A 20,327-nucleotide genomic window follows, 5' to 3' on the forward strand; every position below is an offset into this window, starting at 1 on the left:
AACGAAATCGAGATCGCCGCGATGCGCTTTACTGATATTTTCATCAAACGCCCGGTCCTGTCGGTCGTTGTCAGCCTGCTGATCCTGCTGATCGGCCTGCGCGCGGCGATGGTGCTGCCGATCCGGCAATATCCGAAACTGTCGAACACGGTCATCAACATCACGACCGTCTATCCCGGCGCATCCGCGGACCTGATCCAGGGCTTCATCACCACGCCGATCGAGCAGGCGGTCGCTTCTGCCGAAGGCGTCGATTACATGACCTCGTCGTCGGTGCTCGGCACCTCGACGATCCAGGTCTACATCAAGCTGAACTTCGATCCGAACCAGGCGCTCACCGAAGTGCTGGCCAAGACGAACTCGGTCAAATACCTGATCCCGAAGGAATCCAACGACCCGATCGTCACCAAGACGACGGGCCAGACCACGGCGGTGATGTATCTCGGCTTCTCCTCCGAGGAGCTGTCGGGCTCGGCAATCTCGGACTACCTGACGCGCGTGGTGCAGCCGGTGCTCTCGACCGTCGACGGCGTGGCCTCTGCCGACATCCTTGGCGCCCAGAACTTCGCGATGCGGCTGTGGCTCGATCCCGTGAAGATGGCCGGCCGCAATATCTCGCCGGCTGACGTCGCATCGGCGATCGCCGCCAACAACTTCCAGTCCGCGGCGGGCCAGACCAAGGGCTATCTGATCGTCTCGAACGTCTCGACGAATACGGGCCTGACCGACGTCAACCAGTTCAGGAAGATGATCGTCAAGGCCAAGGACGGCGGCTTCGTGCGGATGGAGGACATCGCCACCGTTGAGCTTGCAGCCCAAAGCACGGACGCGAGCGTCGCCTTCAACGGCGAGCACGCGATCTTCATCGGCGTGCAGGCGACCCCGCAGGGCAACCCGCTGACGCTGGTCAAGGGCGTGCGCGCGCTGTTCCCCGAGCTCGAGCGCAACCTGCCGCCGTCGATGAAGATGAAGGTGGCCTACGATTCCACCAAGTTCATCCAGTCCTCCATCGACGAGGTCGAGAAGACGCTCGGCGAAGCCGTGATCATCGTGATCGTGGTCATCTTCCTGTTCCTGGCGTCATTCCGCTCCGTCATCATTCCTGTCGTCACCATCCCCCTATCGATGATCGGCGTCTGCACGCTGATGCTGGCGCTGGGATTCAGCTTCAACCTGCTGACGCTGCTGGCGATGGTGCTGGCGATCGGCCTCGTCGTCGACGACGCCATCGTCGTGGTGGAGAACATCCACCGCCATCTGGAGGAAGGGAAGACGCCGGTTCAAGCCTCGCTGGAGGGCGCGCGCGAAATCGTGGGTCCCGTCATCTCGATGACCATCACGCTCGCGGCCGTGTACGCGCCGATCGGCTTCCTCGGCGGCCTCACCGGCTCGCTGTTTCGCGAATTCGCCTTCACGCTGGCGGGCTCGGTGATCGTGTCGGGCGTGATCGCGCTGACGCTGTCGCCGATGATGTGCTCGGTGCTGCTCAAGAACACCGAAGAGGGCCGCTTCGCCAAGGCCGTCAACAAGGTGTTCGGCGCCCTGACGCGCTGGTATGGCCGCAGGCTCGATCGCTCGCTCGACTACAAGGCGATCACCGGCCTCTTCGCGGTGACGATCCTCGGGCTGGTCGGCTTCCTCTACATGCACACGTCGAAGGAGCTGGCGCCGGAGGAAGACCAGGGCATCGTGTTCGCGGTGACCAAGGCGCCGAAATACGCCAACATCGACTATGTCGATTTCTACGGTGAAAAGCTCGACGAGAAATTCCAGAAGTTCCCGGAGACCGATCTGCGCTTCGTGCTGAACGGCATCAACGGTCCGCAGGGCGGCATCGCCGGCATGCTGCTGAAGCCGTGGGAGGAGCGCAAGCGCTCGTCGATCCAGTTGAAGCCCCTGGTGCAGGCCGAGCTCTCCAAGATCGAGGGCGTGCAGGCTTTCGCCTTCAACCTGCCGCCGTTGCCCGGCGGACCCGGCGGCCTGCCGGTGCAGATGGTGATCAACTCCACCGCCGGATTCCAGACCGTCTATGAGCAGATGGAGAAGCTGAAGGACGCCGCGCGCAAGAGCGGCATGTTCATCGTCTCCGACAGCGACCTTGCCTATAACCAGCCGAATGTGCAGGTCACGATCGACCGCACCAAGGCCCAGGATCTCGGCGTCAACATGCAGAACCTCGGCAGCACGCTCGCGGTGCTGCTCGGCGGCAATTACATCAACCGCTTCAATCTCGAGGGCCGCTCCTACCAGGTGATTCCGCAGGTGCCCCGGGGCAAGCGGCTCTCGCCGGAATCGCTCGGCGGCTACTATGTGACGACCAACGCCGGCCAGCAGCTTCCGCTGTCGACCGTGGTCTCGATCAGGACCAAGACCGATCCGAATTCGCTGACCCACTACAACCAGCTCAATTCGGCGACGTTCTCGGCCGTGCCGATGCCCGGCGTGACCGTCGGTGCTGCGGTCGACTTCCTCGAAAGCGAGGCCAAGAAGCTGCCGCAAGGTTTCAGCCACGACTATCTCGCGGACTCCAGGCAGTATGTGCAGGAAGGCAACCAGCTCGCGATCACCTTCGGCTTCGCGCTGATCATCATCTTCCTGGTGCTGGCAGCCCAGTTCGAGAGCTTGCGTGACCCGCTGGTGATCATGATCTCGGTGCCGATGGCGATCGTCGGCGCGCTGATCCCGCTGTTCTTTGGCGCCGCGACCATGAACATCTACACCCAGGTTGGTCTGCTCACCCTGGTCGGCCTGATCACCAAGCACGGCATCCTGATGGTGGAGTTCGCCAACGAGCTCCAGATCAACGAGCGGCTCGACCGCCGCTCGGCCATCGAGATGTCGGCCCGCATCCGCCTGCGGCCGATCCTGATGACCACGGCCGCGATGGTGACGGGCCTGATCCCGCTCCTGACCGCGACCGGCGCGGGTGCGGCCAGCCGCTTCTCGATCGGTCTGGTCGTTGTCGCCGGCATGTCGATCGGCACGCTGTTCACGCTGTTCGTGCTGCCCGCGGTCTACGTGGTGCTGGCGACCGACCATCGCGCGGCCGCAGATTCCGAGCGGAACAAGCAGGCCAACGAGCTCGACCTCGGTTCCAAGGCGCTGCGGCCGACCTGAGGCCAGTAGCAAGCGAATCGGAGGGCGGCAGCGGTCAATCCGCTGCCGCCCTTTTTCGTTGTACCCGCCGGTGCTGATGCGGTGGCCACCGCGGCTGTTGGGCGGGCCCTTGGCCGCGCTCGCGAGAGACAAGGTCTCGTCTTCTTGCTAGGTTCCGCTGGATGAGCCTCTCTCTCCATCCCGACACCCCGCAAGCCAGGACGTCGCCGAGCGCGGCGCCGGATGCTGCAGTGGCCGGCGAAGCGGCGGGGCGAGGGATCAGGATCCGGCTGTTCACCAAATACGTCGCACTGTTCGTGGTCGTCGTCGCCGTCGCGCTGCTTGCCAACGGGCTGTTCGAAGTCTTCTTCTACTATCGTGAGCACAAGGCCTCGCTGATCCGCGTCCAGCATGAGCAGGCCGAGGCGGCGGCCGCCAAGATCGGCCAGTTCGTCAAGGAGATCGAGAGCCAGCTCGGCTGGACCACGCAGCTGCCGTGGTCGGCGGACTCGATCGAGCAACGCCGGTTCGACGCGCTGCGGCTGCTGCGCCAGGTGCCCGGGATCACCGAGCTCGCCCAGGTGGATTCGAACGGCAAGGAGCGGTTGCGGGTCTCGCGGCTGGCGACGAACGCGATCGACAGCGGGATCGACCTGTCGACCGACCCGAAGTTTACCGAGGCGGTCGCGCACAAGGTCTATTACGGACCGGTCTATTTCCGCAGGGACTCCGAACCCTACATGACGCTGGCGCTGGCCGGCGCGCGCAAGGATGCCGTCGTCAGCATCGCGGAGGTCAATCTGAAGCTGATCTGGGACGTCGTCTCCCAGATCAAAGTCGGCGAGCACGGAGACGCCTATGTGGTCGGGCCGGAGGGGCGCCTGATCGCGCATCCCGATATCAGCCTGGTCCTGCGCAACACCGACATGTCCGGGCTCGCGCAGGTCCGCGCCGCGCAGGCCGGAGGCGGTACCATGTCCGATCCGCTTCCCGAAGCGCGCAACATCCAGGGGCAGAAGGTGCTGACCGCATCGGCCCCGATCGAGCCGCTGCACTGGACCATGTTCGTCGAGCTGCCGGTCGAGGAGGCCTATGCCGCGCTCTATGCCTCGCTGCAGCGGCTTGCGATCGTGCTGCTGGCGGCGTCGATCTTCGCGGTGCTTGCGGGAATATTCCTGGCGCGCCGCATGGTGGGACCGATCCAGGCGCTGCGCAGCGGCGCCGAGCGGATCGGGGGCGGCGATTTCTCCCAGCGCATTGCGATCCGGACCGGCGACGAGCTCGAAGGGCTCGCCGACCAGTTCAACGAGATGGGCGCGCGCTTGCAGGAATCCTATGCCGACCTCGAAAACAAGGTCGAGCAGCGGACGTCGGAATTGAGCGAGTTGCTGCAGCAGCAGACAGCGACCTCGGAGGTCTTGGAGACCATCAGTTCGTCCGCCGGCGAACTACAGCCGGTCTTCAACAAGATGTTGGCCAATGCAACGCGGGTCTGCGGTGCGAGCTTTGGCGTCATGGATCTCTGGGACGGGGAACGATACAATCTCGTATCGGACTACAATCTGCCCTCGGAATTTGCGGTCAGGCGGCGGCATGTCGGAATGCTTGCTCCACATCCCGAGAGCGGCCTTGCTGAGGTTGCCAGAACACATCAGGTTGCCCATGTTCTCGATGTCCGTGAAGGCCCTGCCTATCGTGCCGGAGCCGAGATGGCGATCTTGATTGGTGACGTCGGAGGCGCCCGCACGACGCTTATGGTCCCGCTATTGCGAGAAAACGAGCTGGTCGGCGTGATAACCATCTTTCGTCGTGAGGTTCGCGCGTTCACAGACAAGCAAATCGCTCTGGTGGAGAATTTTGCCAACCAGGCGGTCATTGCCATTGAAAACGCGCGACTGCTCAAGCAGCTTCGCGAACGCACGAGCGAGCTTTCCCAATCCCTCGACAATTTGCGCGCCGCCCAAGATCGCCTGATCCAGACCGAGAAGCTCGCCTCCCTCGGCCAGCTCACGGCGGGGATCGCGCACGAGATCAAGAATCCGCTCAACTTCGTCAACAATTTCTCCGCGGTCTCGACCGAGCTGATCGACGAGCTCAACGAGACCCTTCAATCGGCCTCGCTCGACGACAAGACCAAGGCGGAAGTCGACGAGCTGACCGGCATGCTCAGGGGCAATCTCGAGAAGGTGGTGCAGCACGGCAAGCGCGCCGATTCCATCGTCAGGAACATGCTGGTGCATTCGCGCCAGGGGTCCGGCGAGCATCGTCCCGTCGATATCAATGCGGTCATGGAGGAGAGCCTCAATCTCGCCTATCACGGCGCGCGCGCCGAAAGGCCCGCCTTCAACGTCACGCTCCAGCGCGCGTTCGACCCCGCCGCCGGCCTGGTCGACATCTATCCGCAGGAGGTTACGCGCGTCTTCCTCAACCTGATCTCGAACGGCTTCTATGCCGCGGCCAAGCGCAAGGAGAGCGCAGCGGAAGGTTTTGAGCCGACCCTGAGCGCCGCAACCAGGAACCTCGGCGACAAGGTCGAGATCCGGATCCGCGACAACGGCACCGGGATTCCGCCCGAGGTGAAGGAGAAACTGTTCAATCCGTTCTTCACGACCAAGCCGGCCGGTGAGGGCACCGGGCTCGGCCTGTCCATGAGCCATGACATCGTCGTGAAGCAGCATGGCGGCACGATCGAGGTGAAGACCGAGCCCGGTGTATTCACCGAATTCATCATCACGCTGCCGCGCACGATGGCAGCGGGCGACACTGCCGGAGGCAAGACTTGAACGTTTATATCCTGGTCGTCGATGACGAGCCCGACGTCGAACCGCTGTTCAGGCAGCACTTCCGGCGCGACCTGCGCGCCGGCCGCTTCCAGATGGAGTTTGCCCCCTCTGCGGCCGATGCGCTGAGGCGTGCGGCCGAGGTTCGCGATCCTTCGCTGATCCTGATTCTGTCGGACATCAACATGCCCGGCATGAGCGGGCTCGACCTGCTGCCGAAGGTGCGCGCCGACTATCCGCACGTTCCCGTCATCATGATCACCGCCTATGGCGACGCCGAGACACGCAGAAAGGCGATCGAGCGAGGCGCCCACGGGCTCCTGACCAAGCCGATCGACTTTGCACTGCTGCGCCAGGAGATCGACACGAGGCTCGAGCAAGCCGCATGACTGCGACCATCCTCTTCGTCGACGACGAGCCGGACCTCGAGGCGCTGATCCTGCAAAAGTTCCGCAGGCAGATTCGCGACGGGCTGCTCACCCTCATGTTCGCCCGCGACGGCCTCGAGGCGTTGGAGGCGCTGGAGCAGAATCCGCATGTCGACATGGTGGTCTCCGACATCAACATGCCGCGGATGGACGGGCTGTCGCTGCTGGCAAAGCTCCAGGAGGCCGAGGACAAGAAGTCGACCATCATCGTCTCCGCCTATGGCGACATGAGCAACATCCGCATCGCCATGAACCGCGGCGCGTTCGACTTCTTGACCAAGCCGATCGACTTCGCCGATCTGGAGGCCACGATCCAGAAGACCATCGGCCACGTGGAAATGCTGCGGGAGGTACGGCGGCGCCAGATCGAGGCCGAGCGCGCCCATGCCTCGCTGTCGCGTTTCTTCTCGCCGGAGATCGCAAGGCGCCTGGCTGCGGATGTCGAAGGCGGCATGGAGGTGCAGTGGCGCGATGTCGCCACCCTCTTCACCGACATCACCGGCTTCACGTCGCTGGTCGAGAGCGCGGCCCCGCAGACACTCGGCGAGCTCCTCAACGAATATGTCGGCGGCATGACCGAGATCGTCTTCGCACATGAAGGGACCGTCGCCAAAATCATTGGCGATGCGATTCAGGTGCTGTTCAACGCCCCCGGCGACCAGCCGGACTATGCGACGCGCGCGGTCGCCTGTGCCCATGATCTGGACGCCTGGGCGGAGGACTTCTCCGCGCGCTGGAAGGCGAGAGGCGTGAACTTCGGGGCGACCCGGATCGGTGCCCATGCCGGCCCGGCGCTCGTCGGCAATTTCGGCGGCAACCGCTTCTTCGACTACACCGCCTATGGCGACTCCATCAATATCGCGGCGCGGCTGGAAGCCGCCAACAAGCATCTCGGCACCCGCATCTGCGTCAGCTCCAGCGTCGCCGAGGCGGCCGAGAATTTTCAGGGCCGTCCTGTGGGCGAGCTGATGCTGCGCGGGCGCAGCGAGCCGCTGCGCGCGTTCGAACCGCTGCCGCGGGCCAAATTCGAAGCGCCGGTGACGGCGCTCTATTCCGAGGCTTTTGCCAAGATGGAGGCCGGCGACGCCGCCGCCATGCCGGCCTTTGCCGCGCTGGTCGGCATGCACGCCGACGATCCGCTGGCCGGTTTTCACCTGAAGCGCCTGCTCAACGGCGCCAAGGGCATTCGCATGCAACTGGAATAGGAGCCCGTCATGACGCGTGAATTCTCCGCCGGCAATTACCGTTTCATTCCGTCCGTGTTCCAGTATTCGGCCGGCGCCGCCGCGGACGAGGGCTATGAGATCGAGCGCGTCCGCTTCGATCGCCTGGTGCCGCTGGCCGAGGGCTTTGCGCTGGCGGCGAAGTTCATCCAGGAGGCAGGCCGTCCGCTGACCGCGTTCTGCGCCTGCGAGCTGCGCTCGCCGGCGGCCTTCAGCGAGGAAGGCTTTCGTGCGTTCAACCTGCACTATGTGAAGACGCTGTCCGAATGGGGCATCTTCGACGGCACCACCAATCCAGTGGCGCGCAGCAATGTCTGTCCCGAGATCGATCCGCCGTCAGCGCCATCGTTCTATGCGTTCTCCTTCACGCGCCCGACGCGGTCGAAGGCGCCGAGCTTCGTGATCGCCGGCGGTGCCGAAGCGCGCGAGGGCAGCGGGACTTATGTCGAGCGCACGGTGCGCTACCGCGACCTCAGCCCGGAGGGGCTGCGCGAGAAGGTGCGGTTCACCACCACTTCGCAGATGGAAAACCGGCTGGCGGCCTTCGGCTTCAGCTGGAAGGACACCACCGGCGTGCAGGCCTATTCCGTGCACGACTTCCACCATGCGCTGGTCGACGAGCTGGTCCGCCGCGGCGCATTGCGCTCCGGCCTGACCTGGCACTATGCCCGCCCGCCGGTGGTCGACCTCGAGTTCGAGATGGACTGCCGCCGCGTGATGCGCGAGGTGGTGATCTAGCGCTGGCGCGGGTCGAGCGCGTCGCGCAGGCCGTCGCCGAGCAGGTTCAGCGACAGCACCACGAGGAAGATCGCGAGCCCCGGCCAGATCGCCATCCACGGCGCCTGGGTCAGGAAGCGTTGCGCCGCGTTGAGCATGCTGCCCCAGGACGGTGCGGGCGGCTGCTGGCCGAGCCCAAGGAATGAGAGCGCGGCCTCGGCGATGATGGCGGCGGCGATCGACAGCGTCGCCTGCACCAGCAGCGCCGGCAGGATGTTGGGCAGGATGTGTGAGAACGCGATCCGCCAGCCGGGATTGCCGAGGGCGCGTGCGGCCTCGACATAATCCTCGGCCTTGACGCTCAGCACCTGGCCGCGGGTCAGGCGGATGAAGATCGGGGTCGCCGAGATGCCGATCGCGATCATGGCATTGCCGAGGCTCGGGCCCAGAAACGCGGCCAGCGCGATCGCCAGGATCAGGAACGGGCAGGCCAGCATTGCATCGGTGATCCGGCTGATCAGCGCATCGACAAATCCGCCGCGATAGCCGGCGAGCAGGCCGAGCGGCACGCCGACGCCGAGCGCGATTGCGACCGAGATCAGGCCCGCGAGCAGGGAGGCGCGCGCGCCGTAGACGATGCGGCTGAGGATGTCGCGGCCGAGCTCGTCGGTGCCGAACCAGTGCGTCGCGGTCGGCGGCTTGCGCACCAGGCTCCAGCTCGTCGCGATGGGATCGTAGGGGACGATGAGAGGAGCAAGCGCCGCAAGCAGGATGAACGCCGTGATCACGACGAGTCCGAACACGGCGGCCTTGCGCTTGAACAACCGCCGCCGTGCGCGGCGCGCCGGGCTGTCAAGTTCGGACGCGTGCGCGGTGGAGGGGGCGGCGGGCAATGCGGCATCGGTCATGGCGCTAGCCCCGCAGCCGCGGATTGACGAGGATATAGGCGACGTCGGCAACGAGGTTCAGCGTGATGTAGACCGTGGCCGTCACCAGCACCACGCCCTGCACCACCGCATAGTCGCGGTTGAAGACGGCGTCCACGATCAGCTTGCCGAAGCCGGGAATGGAGAAGATCTGCTCCGTCAGCACCGCGCCCGACAACAGCGTGCCGAGCTCGAGCGCGCCGAGCGTGATGATGGGCGTCAGCGCATTGCGCATCGCGTGCTTGAGGATGACGGAGCGCTCCGACAATCCCTTCGCGCGCGCCGTGCGGACATAGTCGCTCTCCAGCACCTGGAGCATGGCGCTGCGGGTATGCCGCATCAGGATCGCGGAAATCGCGTTGCCGAGCACGAAGGCGGGCATGATGGTGGCGGCCAGGCTCGCGCGCCAGTTCTCGGTGAGCGGCACGTAGCCCGAGGCCGGCAGCCAGCCGAGCTCGATCGAGAACAGGAAGATCAAGAGGATCCCGAGCCAGAAATTCGGCGTCGAGATGCCCCACAGCGCAAACAAATTCGCGCCATAGTCCCAGGCCGTGCCCTTCTTCACCGCGGAGACGATGCCGGCGGGAATGCCGATGAAAAAAGCGATCAGGATCGCCATCGAGCCGAGCTGGAGCGTCACCGGCAGTTTCTGTGCGATCAGCTCGCGCACCGGCATCTTGTTGCGCAAGGACTCGCCGAAATTGCCGGACAGGACTCCCTTGAGCCAGTAGACATATTGCACGGGGATCGGCTGATCGAGCTTGTACTGCTGCCGGATCTGCTCGATCACGGCGGGATCGCGTTCCTCGCCGGCCATCACCAGCGCCGGATCGCCGGGGAGCAATTGCTGGAGCGAAAAGATCAGCACCGACACGAAGAACAGTGTCGGCACGATCTGCGCGATGCGGTGGGCGAGGAATTTCAGCATGGCCCCACCTGTGTCCCGGGTGATGCCGCGATCACTTGAACTTCAGCCCGACCACGCGCACCAGGCCATCAGGCATCTGCTTGTAGCCCTGGAGCTTGGTGGTGTGAGCGATCAGGAGCTTACGGTGGTAGATGTAGATGATGGGCAGATCGTCCAGCACGATCTTGGTCAGCTTCTCATAGATCGCCTTGCGCTCGGCGACGTTGGAGGTCATCCGCCCATCTTCCAGGAGCTTGTCGGCCTCGGGGTTCGAATAGACACCGTCGTTCTGCGGCGCCTTGCTGCGCATGAAAATGTAGGAATTGCCGTCCGGGTCGATGCGTCCGCTCCAGTTGATCTGGAATATCTGGAACTCGCCCGCCTGGGCCTGTTTGAAGGTGGTGGCGAATTCGACTGCGCGGATCTTGATGTCGAAGCCGGCTTCGGCGGCCATCGACTGGACGACCTGCGCCACGGCTTCGTTTTCCGCGCCCTTGGGGATCATGTAGTCCACGGTCACCGGCACGGTGACGCCGGCTTCCTTCAACAGCGCCTTCGCCTTGGCGATGTCGCGTCCACGCACCGGGAATGCCTTCTGATAATAGGGATGCGTCGGGCTGACCCATTGGTTGCCGGGGCTGAATTCGCCGTTGAACACGACCTGGTTGATGGCCTCGCGATCGATCGACAGATCCAGCGCCTGGCGGACCTTTGCCGACTGGCTCAGCGGCCCCTTGGCCTTGTCGTTGCCGATGTTGACGGTGAGGCCGTAATAGCCGAGCTCCGGCGCCGTCGACAACACGAGGCGGGAATCGGCACGGACGTCCTTGATGTCGGTAGCGAGCACGCGCTCGATCAAATCGAGGCCGCCGGACTTGAGGTTCGCAAGGCGCACCGTGGCATCGACGATCGGCAGGAACACGACGCGATCGATATGGATGTTGTCCTTATTCCAGTAGTCGGCGAACTTCTCGAACACCATGCGATCCTGCTGCACGCGCTCGACGAACTTGTAGGGACCTGCGCAGACCGGATGCAGGCCGAACTTGTCACCGGCCTCCTTCGCCGCCTTGGGCGAGACCATCATGCCGGAGCGGTCGGTGAGCTGGGCGATCAGGGGCGAGTACGGCGTCTTCAGCACCAGCTTGATGGTGAGGGGATCGACGACCTCGACATGGTCGACGCTGGCGAGCTCGGATTTGCGGAACGAGGTCGGCAGCGTCATGTGACGCTCGATCGAGAATTTTGCCGCTTCCGCGTCCAGCGGCTCGCCGTCGTGGAATTTGACGCCTGGCCGGAGCTTGATCGTCATCTCCTTGCCGTCGGCCGACGTCTCGTGGGACAGCGCGAGCTGCGGCACTATGTTGAGCTTCTCGTCGATGTCGAACAGCTTGTCGCAGAACGCGGAGAACACGATGCGGCCGACATAGGTGCGGCCGATGCTGGGATCGAGGATATCAGGGTCTTCGGCGATCCCGATGCGAAGCGTGGTCTGAGCCTGGGCCGTGCCCACGAGCGACGTCAGCAAGGCCGACGCCAGGATTGTCAAACGCATAAAGCTCATCGCTCTCAACCTCTGTTTCACGGCTATGCGGGGTCCGTCCCCAATGGACTAACCCCGCCGCCGCGTGCTGCTTCCGGACCGGCGCTGAAGGCGGCAACCAATTTTTCAAGAACCGGCGAGAAACCGCCATCCATGGGGACGATGGCCGCGGAGGACGGCAGTTCCGACGTTCGGTGGCAAGCTGTTGCATGTCCGATGCCATCCGAGACAAGCTGAGGCATCTCGCTGCGGCAGCGGTCCACGACATAGGGACAGCGGGTGTGGAAGCGGCATCCCGGCGGCGGATTGAGCGCGCTGGGGATCTCTCCCTGGAGCACAATCCGGCTGCTTTTTGCCCGCGGTTTAGGCACGGGGATCGCAGACAGCAGCGCGCGGCTATAGGGGTGCCGGGGCGCGGCGAACAGCGCGTCCGCCTCCGCGGTCTCGACGATCTGGCCGAGATTCATCACCGCGACGTGGTCGGCGATGTGCTTGACCACGGCGAGGTCGTGCGAGACGAAAATGTAGGCAAGGCCGAGCCGGTCCTGGAGCTCGCGCAGGAGGTTGAGGATCTGCGAGCGGATCGAGACGTCGAGCGCCGAGACCGGCTCGTCGCAGATGATCAGTTTTGGCTCGACCGCGAGCGCGCGGGCAATCGCGATGCGCTGCCGCTGGCCGCCGGAGAATTCGTGCGGATAGCGTCGCTCGAGCCGCGGCTCCAGCCCGACCAGCCGCAGGATTTCCGCGACCCGTTCGCGCCGCTGTGCGGGTGGAACGAGATCGTGCAGCGCCAGCGGCTCGGTCAGGATCTGGCCGACGGTCATGCGCGGGTTGAGCGAGGCGTAGGGATCCTGGAAGATGATCTGCGCTTCACGGCGGAACGCGCGGAGCGCGCCGGCGTCGAGCGAGAGCAGGTCGCGGCCATCGAAACGGATCGTGCCTGCATCCGGCTCGATCAGCCGCAGCACCAGGCGGCTGACGGTGGATTTGCCGCAACCGGATTCGCCGACCAGGGCCAGCGTCTTGCCCGCCTCGAGCGAGAAGCTGACGCCATCGACCGCCTTGACATGCGCGAGTGCCCGGCCGAACAGCGAGCGCTCGGCGACGAAATGCTTGACCAGGCCTTCGACCTCGAGCAGCGCCATCACGACACCAGAAGCTCGAGTGGCGCGCGGATGCAGCGCGAGAGGTGACCGGGGCTGATCTCCACGAGCGGCGGCGGCGCCCTGGTGCAGGCGTCGAGCACGAAGGGGCAGCGTGCGGCGAAGCGGCAGCCGGCGGGCGGCTGCGCCATGTTCGGGACCATGCCTTCGATCGTCGCAAGCTGCTCGGCGCGGTGGTCGAGCCGCGGGATCGAGCCGAGCAGGCCGACGGTGTAGGGATGCTGCGGCGTCGAGAACAATTCATCCACCGGCGCGCGCTCGACGATCTCGCCGGCATACATCACCGCGACCTCGTCACAGACCTCGGCGACCACGCCGAGGTCGTGGGTGATCAGGATGATCGCCGCACCGCTCGCCGCCTTCAACTCGCGCATCAGCTCCAGGATCTGCGCCTGCAGGGTGACGTCGAGCGCGGTGGTCGGCTCGTCCGCGATCAGGAGGCGGGGGTCGCAGGCCAGCGCCATCGCGATCATCACGCGCTGGCGCATGCCGCCGGAGAGCTTGTGCGGATATTCGTCGACGCGCCGTTCGGGCGAGGGGATGTGGACGCGACGCAACAGCTCGATCGCGCGGTCGCGAGCGCTGCGCCGCGAGCCGCCGCGATGGCGCAGGATGGTCTCGATGATCTGGTCGCCGATGGTGAAGCTCGGGTTGAGCGAGGTCATCGGCTCCTGGAAGATCATCGCGAGCCGGTTGCCACGGAGATCGCGCAAGGTCTGGTCCGGGGTCTTCAGCAAATCGAAGCCATCGAAGCGGATCGCGCCCGATATCTCCGCGCTTTGCTTCGGCAGCAACCCCATGATCGCGAGCGATGTCACGCTCTTGCCGCAGCCGGATTCGCCGACGAGGCCGAGCGTCGCGCCATTGGCGACGCTGAGATCGACACTGTCGACCGCATGGGTGACGCGGCCGTCGTCGCCGTGGAAGCGGATGCGCAGATCCTTGATCTCGATGAGGGGGCTTGTGCTCATGATCGTCTTGCACGGGCCGCGGCGATGCTGGCGTCGATGACGCTGCGATCGGTGTTGCCGGCCGGGTTCTGCCGCGTCGGCATGGAGGAGCGGAAGTGCACCCAGAGCTCGTGGCTGACCCGTTCGAGCCGCTCGATCTCGCCGAGCGGATCGGGATGGTCGTCGGCGCGAATGTCCAGCGCCGGCCATTCCTCCTCGCCGTGGATCAGGAGCGCTGCGGACTGCTTGCCGCGTTTGTCGCCGCCGGCAGCTTCGCCCGCGCGCATCGCCGCGAGCAGGCGGCGCGGGAAGGGCAGGCTGTCATTGGCGATGTAGGTCTTGGCGGTCTCGTCGAGCACATCGGCGCCCGCGAGCATGTTGCCGGCGATCGAGAAGCCGCTGCCCGCGATGTGGCCGCACCAGTCGACGCAGTCGCGCCCGGTGTGCGCGGCAATCTCGCCGCTGGCGTCCATGATGTGAATCTGGCGGCTTTCGCGCCCGTCGTCGGTCGCGAGCAGGCTGGCGAGCACGTCATGCGCGTTCAGGCCTTCACGCAAGAGCTTGACGCCGTCGATGCCGTAATAGGGATTGACGAAGGCCTGCGTCGCGATCGCGCCGAGGCCGGCGGCGATATAGGGCACACGCGCGCCGACGGCGAAGAAGCGGGTTGCAACCGCGATGCCTAACTGGCCGGTGCCAGGATCGCGTGCGATGATCGACCAGGTCATATTCTGTCCATCAGCGTCCTGCTGCGTAGCCCTGCATGCCGCGCGGATTGGCGGCAGCGCGGCGGCGCACCCCGACGCGGGAGGCCGCGGTGAGGCGGCCTTCGGACCAGTCGGGGCCGATCTCGACGATATGCCCGCGCTCGCGCAGATTCTCGATCGTCGCCTTCGGCACGCGGTTCTCGACCACGAGCACGCCGGGGCGCGCGGTACGCGGCCAGAACGAGATCGGGAAGTGCTCGGAGTGCCAGGCCGGCGCGTCGATCGCTTCCTGGAGATTGAGATTGCAATGGACGTGGCGCAGGAAGAATTGCGTGATCCACTGATCCTGCTGGTCGCCGCCCGGCGAGCCCCAGGCGAGATACGGCTCGCCGTCGCGCAGCGCCATGGTCGGCGACAGCGTCGTGCGCGGCCGCTTGCCCGGCGCGAGCGCCGCCGGATGGTCTTCCTCCAGCCAGAACATCTGCGCGCGGCTGCCGAGGCAGAAGCCGAGCTCCGGAATGATCGGCGAAGATTGCAGCCAGCCGCCCGATGGTGTCGAGGAGACCATATTGCCGGCCTTGTCGATGATGTCGAAGTGCACGGTGTCGCCGCGTACCTCGCCGAAGCGTCCGACCGTCGGCTCGCCGGCGCCGAGCGCGCCGACCGCTTCGCGCTGGCCTTCGGCGCGCCTCAGCTTGACGACCCCGCCAAAGCCCTCGACCGAGCCGGGGCGGAAGTCGAGCGAGGCCTTGTCGGTAACGAGCTTGCGGCGCTCGTCGTTATAGGCATCCGACAGCAGCGTCGCGATCGGGATCTCGCTGAACTTCGGATCGCCGTAGAACTTTTCGCGGTCGGCGAAAGCGAGCTTGGCGCATTCGATCTGGAGATGGATGAATTCCGGCCCGGTCGGGTCGAGCCCGTCGAGCGCAAAGCCCTTGAGCAGCGCGAGCTGTTGCAGCGTGACCGGGCCCTGGCTCCAGACGCCGGCCTTGCAGACGGTGTAGCGGCCATAGTCGTAGGTGAGCGGCGCCTCGATGGTCGGCTGCCAGCGCGCCATGTCGTCGGCCGAGAGAACGCCGCGATGCGGCGAGCCGCTGACGTCCATCACCTCTTGCGTGCGGCAGAATTTGTCGATGGCTTCCGCGACGAAGCCGTGCGACCAGGCCCTTCGCGCACGCTCGATCTCGGCGTCGCGGCCACCGTCGCCGCTCTCGGCCTCGCTGAGAATGCGGGCGTAGGTCGCGGCCAGCGTCTTGTTGGTGAAGAGCGTGCCGGGCCTCGGCACTTCGCCATTGGGCAGGTAGACCGCGGCCGAGGTCGGCCAGTGCTTGCGGAACAGCTGCTCGACGGTCTGGATCGTGGCGCAGGCGCGCTCGACCAGGGGATAGCCATCGCGCGCGTAGGAGATCGCGGGCTCCAGCACGTCGCGCACGCGCATCGTGCCGTAGTCTCGCAAGAGCATCATCCAGGATTCGAAGGTCCCGGGCACGCAGGCGGCGAGCAGGCCGGTGCCCGGCACCATGTCGAGGCCTTCGCTCTTGTAATGCGCGATGGTGGCGCGCGCCGGCGCCGGGCCCTGGCCGCAGATCACCTCGGTGCGGCCGCGCTTCACATCGTGCACGATAACAGGCACGTCGCCGCCGGGGCCGTTCAGATGCGGTTCGACCACCTGGAGCGTGAAAGCGGTGGCGACGCCGGCATCGAAGGCGTTGCCGCCCTTTTCCAGAATAGCCATGCCGACGGCGGTCGCGATCCAGTGCGTGGTGGCGACGACCCCGAACGTGCCCTCGATCTCGGGGCGCGTCGTGAAGGGATCCGGATTGACGTTGCTGGCCATGGGATTACGTTACCTTAGTTGTGGCGCGCGCAATTGATCACAGGCGATGCCGTGCCGCCAATGCGCAGGCCGCATGGCACGCGCGCGTCACGCCGGTTCCGGCGCGGTGTTAACCGCATGGCAGGCGACGCCGCCGATCAGTTCCGGGGCTTCCTTGCGGCAGAGATCGAACGCCAGCGGACAGCGCGGATTGAAGGCGCAGCCGGGGGGCGGATTGATCGGGTTCGGAATCTCGCCCTTGACCGGAATGCGCTGGCGGCCGCTCATCGCAAGATCGGGCACGGCGCCCAGCAGCATCTTGGTGTAGGGCATGCGCGGGCGGGCAAACAGCTCACGTCCTTCCGCGATCTCGACGATGCGGCCGAGATACATCACGCCGACGCGGCTCGCCATGTGGCGGACCACGGCAAGGTTGTGGCTGATGAACATGTAGGTCAGGCCGAACTTGTCCTGGAGGTCGCGCATCAGGTTCAGGATCTGCGCCTGCACCGAGACGTCGAGCGCCGAGGTCGGCTCGTCGCAGACGATGAACTCGGCATCGGAGGCAAGCGCCCGCGCGATCGCGATACGCTGGCGCTGGCCGCCGGAGAATTCGTGCGGAAATTTCAGCCGGTCGTCGGGATGCAGGCCGACGAGGGTGAGCAGCTCGCCGACGCGCGCCTGGATGTCGCGCTCGCCCTGGATCAGGTCGAAGGCGCGGATCGGCTCGGAGATGATGGCATCGACCCGGAAGCGCGGGTTCAGGCTCGCATAGGGATCCTGGAAGATCATCTGGATGCGGCGGCGCAGCTTTCGCCGCGCCGGCGCCTGCCGCGGATCCGCCATCGAGACGCCGTCGATCTGGACGTCGCCGGAGCTCGGCGGCAACAGACCGACCACCATCCGCGCCACCGTGGTCTTGCCGGAGCCGGACTCGCCGACCAGCGCAAAGGTCTCGCCCTTCCTGATGTCGAAGGTGACGTTGTCGACAGCCTTGAGATATTCGAGGTGCCCGCCTTCCAGAACGCGGTTGAGCCAGGGCTTCGAGACGTCGAAGACGCGGCGCAGATTTGTGGCCTGGACGAAAGGGGCGCTCATGCTGCGCTCTCCGCCGGCACATCGTCATAGAGATGGCAGGCGACCGACTGCGCGCCCCGCGGAAGTGGCTCCGGCCGATCGACACGACAGCGGTCGAATGCGAACGCGCAGCGCGGATTGAACGAGCAGCCGCGCGGAATCGCCGACAGGCGCGGCATGGAGCCGGGAATCTGCACCAGGCGCTTGTCCTCGCCCGCGAGCGTCGGGATCGCGCCCATCAATCCTTTTGCGTAGGGATGCAGCGGGTTCCTCACGACGTCCTGCACCGGACCGATCTCGGCAACGCGGCCGGCATACATCACTGCGACGCGGTCCGAGGTTTCCGCGATCACGCCCATGTCGTGGGTCACCAGCATCACCGCGGTGCCATGGTCGCGGCCGAGCCGCTTGATCAGCGAGATGATCTGCGCCTGCACGGAGACGTCGAGCGCCGTGGTCGGCTCGTCCGCGATGATCAGCTCCGGTTCGGCGCAGATCGCGAGCGCAATCACCACGCGCTGGCGCATGCCGCCGGAGAACTCGTGCGGATAGCCGTCGATGCGCTTTTCCGGCGCGGGAATCCCGACTTCGGCGAGCAGGTCGATGGCGCGGCGGCGGGCCGCCTGTTCGGACAGATTGAGGTGGGTCCGGATCGTTTCCACGATCTGGTCGCCGACCCGGTACAGCGGATTGAGCGAGGTAAGGGGATCCTGGAAGATCATGCCGATGCGTTTGCCGCGGATGCGGCGCATCTCCTCCGGCGGCAGATTGTCGATGCGCATGCCTGCGAGATGAATCTCGCCGCCGGCGATGCGGCCCGGCGGATCGATCAGGCCGATCACCGAAAGGCCGGTGACGGATTTGCCTGCACCGGATTCACCGACCACGCCGAGCACCTCGCCCTTGGCGATGTCGAAGGAGACGTCGTCGATGGCGCGCAGCGTGCCGCGGCGGGAGGCGAATTCCACCTGAAGATTACGCACGGAGAGAACAGGTTCGGTCATGGGCGACGCACACTCATCGAAGTTTTGGGTTGAGCGCGTCGCGCAGCCAGTCGCCGAGCAGGTTGATGGAGAGGATCAGTGCGGCGAGCGCGAGCCCCGGGAAGGCGACGATCCACCATTCGCCCGCGAACAGATAGTTGTTGCCGATGCGGATCAGTGTGCCGAGCGAGGGCATGGTGTCGGGCAGGCCGACGCCGAGGAAGGACAGCGTCGCCTCGGTGATGATGGCGAGCGCGAGGTTGATGGTGGCGATCACCAGGATCGGGCCCATCGTGTTCGGCAGCACGTGCCGCAGCATGATCACGGGAGCGGGCAGGCCGATCAACTGCGCGGCGGCCACGTAGTCCTTGTTCTTCTCGACCATCACGGAACCGCGCACGGTCCGGGCATAACCCACCCAGAAACTCAGGCCGATCGAGATCACCAGCACCACCAGCATGCTGGTCGCATCCAGCCGGTTGCCGAGGATCGATTTGGCGATGCCATTGACCAGCAGCGCGATCAGGATGGCGGGGAACGTGAGCTGGACGTCGGCGATTCGCATGATCACGCCGTCCACCGCGCCGCCGAAATAACCGGCCATCAGGCCGAGCGCGATGCCGAGCGCGCCGGCGAAGATCACGCCGGCCACGCCGACGGCGAGCGAGATACGCATGCCGTAGAGGATGGCGGAGAACACGTCACGGCCCTGCTCATCGGTGCCGAGCAGGAACGGGCTCTGGCCGTCGGCGGTCCACAGCGGCGAAATCCGCGAGTTCATCAGCTGAAGTTGCGCCGGATCGAACGGGTTCTGGACCGCGAGCACGGATGCAAAGATCGCGAGCAGGAAGAACAAGACCGTGATGGCGGCCGCAACCATGGTGAGCTTGGAGCGGCGGAAGGAATAGAAGACGTCGCTGTCGAGCGCGCGGCTGAGCCAGCCGCGGGCGGCGCGCGTCGGCTGCGTGCTCTGCTTGTCGGAATTCGAGACGACTGCGTCGGACATGCGGGCTGCCTTATGTCGCGCGGCCGACGGTCGAGCGCAGGCGCGGATCGACCACGGTGTAGAGGATATCGACCACCAGATTGATGGTGACGAAAATCAGCGAGACCATCAGCAGGTAGGCGGCCATGATCGGGATATCGACGTTTTGCACGGCCTGGACGAACAGAAGTCCCATGCCCGGCCACTGGAACACGGTTTCGGTGATGATCGAAAATGCAATAACCGAGCCAAACTGGAGCCCGGCTACCGTAATCACGGGAATGAGCGTGTTCTTCAGCGCGTGGCCGAAATGGATGGCACGGGTCGAGAGTCCCCGGGCGCGGGCGAAGCGGATATAGTCGGTTCGCAGCACTTCCAGCATCTCCGCGCGCACCAGCCGCATGATCAGGGTCATCTGGAACAGGCCGAGCGTGATCGAGGGCATGATCAGCGCCTTCAGGCCCGACAGCGTGAGCAGGCCCGTCGTCCACCAGCCGAGCCTGACCACCTCGCCGCGGCCGAACGAGGGCAACCAGCCCAATGTCACCGCGAACAGATAGATCAGGAGGATGCCGATCAGGAACGTCGGCAGCGAGATGCCGATCAGCGAAACCGCCTGGAATAATTTGGCGAGCGCGGTGTCGCGCTTCAGCGCCGAATAGACGCCCATCAGGATGCCGAACACCATTGCAAATACGGTCGCGCAGATCGCAAGTTCCAGCGTTGCGGGCATGCGCTCCATCAATAGCGTCGAGACCGGCTGGCGGAACTGATAGGAGATGCCGAACTTGAACTGCGCGGCGTCGCCGAAATAGCGCACGAACTGCACCGGCACGGGATCATCGAGGCCGAGCGACTTGCGCACGGCTTCGCGTTCGGCCGCCGACGTGTCGATCGAGACGATCTGGTTCACGGGATCGCCGGCGAATCGGAACATCGAGAACGCGATGATGCCGACGGCGAACATGACGCCGATAGCCTGAACGGCGCGGCGAAGAGTGAAAGCGAGCATTTCTTCCACTGTCC

At 65.2% G+C, this 20,327-nt stretch carries 16 protein-coding genes; 5 read left to right on the forward strand and 11 right to left on the reverse strand.

The window, feature by feature from the left end; genetic code table 11:
- The first annotated feature begins 21 nt into the window (after positions 1–21).
- The 5 genes from E4K65_RS00075 to cnbZ all read left to right on the forward strand — a co-directional run bounded on the left by E4K65_RS00075 (position 22) and on the right by cnbZ (position 8,265).
- Positions 22–3,117 (forward strand): MexW/MexI family multidrug efflux RND transporter permease subunit, encoded by a 3,096-nt coding sequence (locus tag E4K65_RS00075; protein WP_135173170.1) that lies wholly within the window; start codon positions 22–24, stop codon positions 3,115–3,117.
- A 161-nt stretch (positions 3,118–3,278) separates the two neighbouring features.
- Positions 3,279–5,879 (forward strand): sensor histidine kinase, encoded by a 2,601-nt coding sequence (locus E4K65_RS00080; RefSeq protein ID WP_135172357.1) that lies wholly within the window; start codon positions 3,279–3,281, stop codon positions 5,877–5,879.
- Complete coding sequence (locus tag E4K65_RS00085) at positions 5,876–6,265, forward strand: response regulator (RefSeq protein ID WP_018648152.1); 390 nt, start codon at positions 5,876–5,878, stop codon at positions 6,263–6,265. The genes E4K65_RS00080 and E4K65_RS00085 overlap by 4 nt, the downstream gene beginning before the upstream one ends.
- A complete protein-coding gene (locus E4K65_RS00090; RefSeq protein ID WP_135172358.1) occupies positions 6,262–7,509 on the forward strand; it encodes an adenylate/guanylate cyclase domain-containing protein in 1,248 nt (415 codons plus the stop codon). Before E4K65_RS00085 ends, E4K65_RS00090 begins: the two co-directional genes overlap by 4 nt.
- A 9-nt stretch (positions 7,510–7,518) precedes the next feature.
- Positions 7,519–8,265, forward strand: coding sequence for a 2-amino-5-chloromuconate deaminase CnbZ (gene cnbZ, locus E4K65_RS00095; protein WP_135172359.1), 747 nt, complete (start codon positions 7,519–7,521; stop codon positions 8,263–8,265).
- On the opposite strand, the gene E4K65_RS00100 is transcribed toward cnbZ, so the two are convergent.
- From E4K65_RS00100 to E4K65_RS00150, 11 genes are all read right to left on the reverse strand, one after another.
- Entirely contained in the window at positions 8,262–9,152 is an 891-nt protein-coding gene (locus tag E4K65_RS00100; RefSeq protein WP_135172360.1) for an ABC transporter permease, read from the reverse strand. The genes cnbZ and E4K65_RS00100 overlap by 4 nt on opposite strands.
- 4 nt (positions 9,153–9,156) lie before the next feature.
- Positions 9,157–10,098: an ABC transporter permease gene (locus tag E4K65_RS00105; RefSeq protein ID WP_135172361.1), complete on the reverse strand. Its 942-nt coding sequence runs from the start codon at positions 10,096–10,098 to the stop codon at positions 9,157–9,159.
- Positions 10,099–10,129: 31 nt separating this feature from the next.
- Complete coding sequence (locus E4K65_RS00110) at positions 10,130–11,641, reverse strand: ABC transporter substrate-binding protein (protein WP_167770408.1); 1,512 nt, start codon at positions 11,639–11,641, stop codon at positions 10,130–10,132.
- 23 nt (positions 11,642–11,664) lie between these two features.
- Positions 11,665–12,765 (reverse strand): ABC transporter ATP-binding protein, encoded by a 1,101-nt coding sequence (locus tag E4K65_RS00115; RefSeq protein WP_167770409.1) that lies wholly within the window; start codon positions 12,763–12,765, stop codon positions 11,665–11,667.
- Positions 12,765–13,754, reverse strand: coding sequence for an ABC transporter ATP-binding protein (locus tag E4K65_RS00120; protein WP_135172364.1), 990 nt, complete (start codon positions 13,752–13,754; stop codon positions 12,765–12,767). Before E4K65_RS00120 ends, E4K65_RS00115 begins: the two co-directional genes overlap by 1 nt.
- Positions 13,751–14,461 carry a DUF1028 domain-containing protein gene (locus E4K65_RS00125; protein ID WP_135172365.1) on the reverse strand — a complete coding sequence of 237 codons (711 nt, stop codon included), beginning with the start codon at positions 14,459–14,461 and terminating at the stop codon, positions 13,751–13,753. The genes E4K65_RS00120 and E4K65_RS00125 overlap by 4 nt, the downstream gene beginning before the upstream one ends.
- Before the next feature lie 10 nt (positions 14,462–14,471).
- Positions 14,472–16,277 (reverse strand): gamma-glutamyltransferase family protein, encoded by a 1,806-nt coding sequence (locus E4K65_RS00130; protein WP_135172366.1) that lies wholly within the window; start codon positions 16,275–16,277, stop codon positions 14,472–14,474.
- Positions 16,278–16,364: 87 nt separating this feature from the next.
- Positions 16,365–17,354 (reverse strand): ABC transporter ATP-binding protein, encoded by a 990-nt coding sequence (locus E4K65_RS00135; protein ID WP_135172367.1) that lies wholly within the window; start codon positions 17,352–17,354, stop codon positions 16,365–16,367.
- On the reverse strand, positions 17,351–18,337 hold the full coding sequence (locus E4K65_RS00140) for an ABC transporter ATP-binding protein (protein WP_135172368.1): 987 nt from the start codon (positions 18,335–18,337) through the stop codon (positions 17,351–17,353). Before E4K65_RS00140 ends, E4K65_RS00135 begins: the two co-directional genes overlap by 4 nt.
- A gap of 13 nt (positions 18,338–18,350) precedes the next feature.
- Positions 18,351–19,322: an ABC transporter permease gene (locus E4K65_RS00145; RefSeq protein ID WP_135172369.1), complete on the reverse strand. Its 972-nt coding sequence runs from the start codon at positions 19,320–19,322 to the stop codon at positions 18,351–18,353.
- Between the two features lie 10 nt (positions 19,323–19,332).
- Positions 19,333–20,313: an ABC transporter permease gene (locus E4K65_RS00150; RefSeq protein ID WP_135172370.1), complete on the reverse strand. Its 981-nt coding sequence runs from the start codon at positions 20,311–20,313 to the stop codon at positions 19,333–19,335.
- Positions 20,314–20,327 lie beyond the last annotated feature (14 nt).

Source organism: Bradyrhizobium niftali (assembly GCF_004571025.1).
GTDB lineage: Bacteria > Pseudomonadota > Alphaproteobacteria > Rhizobiales > Xanthobacteraceae > Bradyrhizobium > Bradyrhizobium niftali.

Excerpts from the sequence above, each read along its gene's own strand:
- E4K65_RS00075 (WP_135173170.1), top strand. The coding sequence starts at position 22 with ATGCGCTTTACTGATATTTTCATCAAACGCCCGGTCCTGTCGGTCGTT.
- E4K65_RS00080 (WP_135172357.1), top strand. The coding sequence starts at position 3,279 with ATGAGCCTCTCTCTCCATCCCGACACCCCGCAAGCCAGGACGTCGCCG.
- E4K65_RS00090 (WP_135172358.1), top strand. The coding sequence starts at position 6,262 with ATGACTGCGACCATCCTCTTCGTCGACGACGAGCCGGACCTCGAGGCG.
- cnbZ (WP_135172359.1), top strand. The coding sequence starts at position 7,519 with ATGACGCGTGAATTCTCCGCCGGCAATTACCGTTTCATTCCGTCCGTG.
- E4K65_RS00100 (WP_135172360.1), bottom strand. The coding sequence starts at position 9,152 with ATGACCGATGCCGCATTGCCCGCCGCCCCCTCCACCGCGCACGCGTCC.
- E4K65_RS00105 (WP_135172361.1), bottom strand. The coding sequence starts at position 10,098 with ATGCTGAAATTCCTCGCCCACCGCATCGCGCAGATCGTGCCGACACTG.
- E4K65_RS00110 (WP_167770408.1), bottom strand. The coding sequence starts at position 11,641 with ATGAGCTTTATGCGTTTGACAATCCTGGCGTCGGCCTTGCTGACGTCG.
- E4K65_RS00115 (WP_167770409.1), bottom strand. The coding sequence starts at position 12,765 with ATGGCGCTGCTCGAGGTCGAAGGCCTGGTCAAGCATTTCGTCGCCGAG.
- E4K65_RS00120 (WP_135172364.1), bottom strand. The coding sequence starts at position 13,754 with ATGAGCACAAGCCCCCTCATCGAGATCAAGGATCTGCGCATCCGCTTC.
- E4K65_RS00125 (WP_135172365.1), bottom strand. The coding sequence starts at position 14,461 with ATGACCTGGTCGATCATCGCACGCGATCCTGGCACCGGCCAGTTAGGC.
- E4K65_RS00130 (WP_135172366.1), bottom strand. The coding sequence starts at position 16,277 with ATGGCCAGCAACGTCAATCCGGATCCCTTCACGACGCGCCCCGAGATC.
- E4K65_RS00135 (WP_135172367.1), bottom strand. The coding sequence starts at position 17,354 with ATGAGCGCCCCTTTCGTCCAGGCCACAAATCTGCGCCGCGTCTTCGAC.
- E4K65_RS00140 (WP_135172368.1), bottom strand. The coding sequence starts at position 18,337 with ATGACCGAACCTGTTCTCTCCGTGCGTAATCTTCAGGTGGAATTCGCC.
- E4K65_RS00145 (WP_135172369.1), bottom strand. The coding sequence starts at position 19,322 with ATGTCCGACGCAGTCGTCTCGAATTCCGACAAGCAGAGCACGCAGCCG.
- E4K65_RS00150 (WP_135172370.1), bottom strand. The coding sequence starts at position 20,313 with ATGCTCGCTTTCACTCTTCGCCGCGCCGTTCAGGCTATCGGCGTCATG.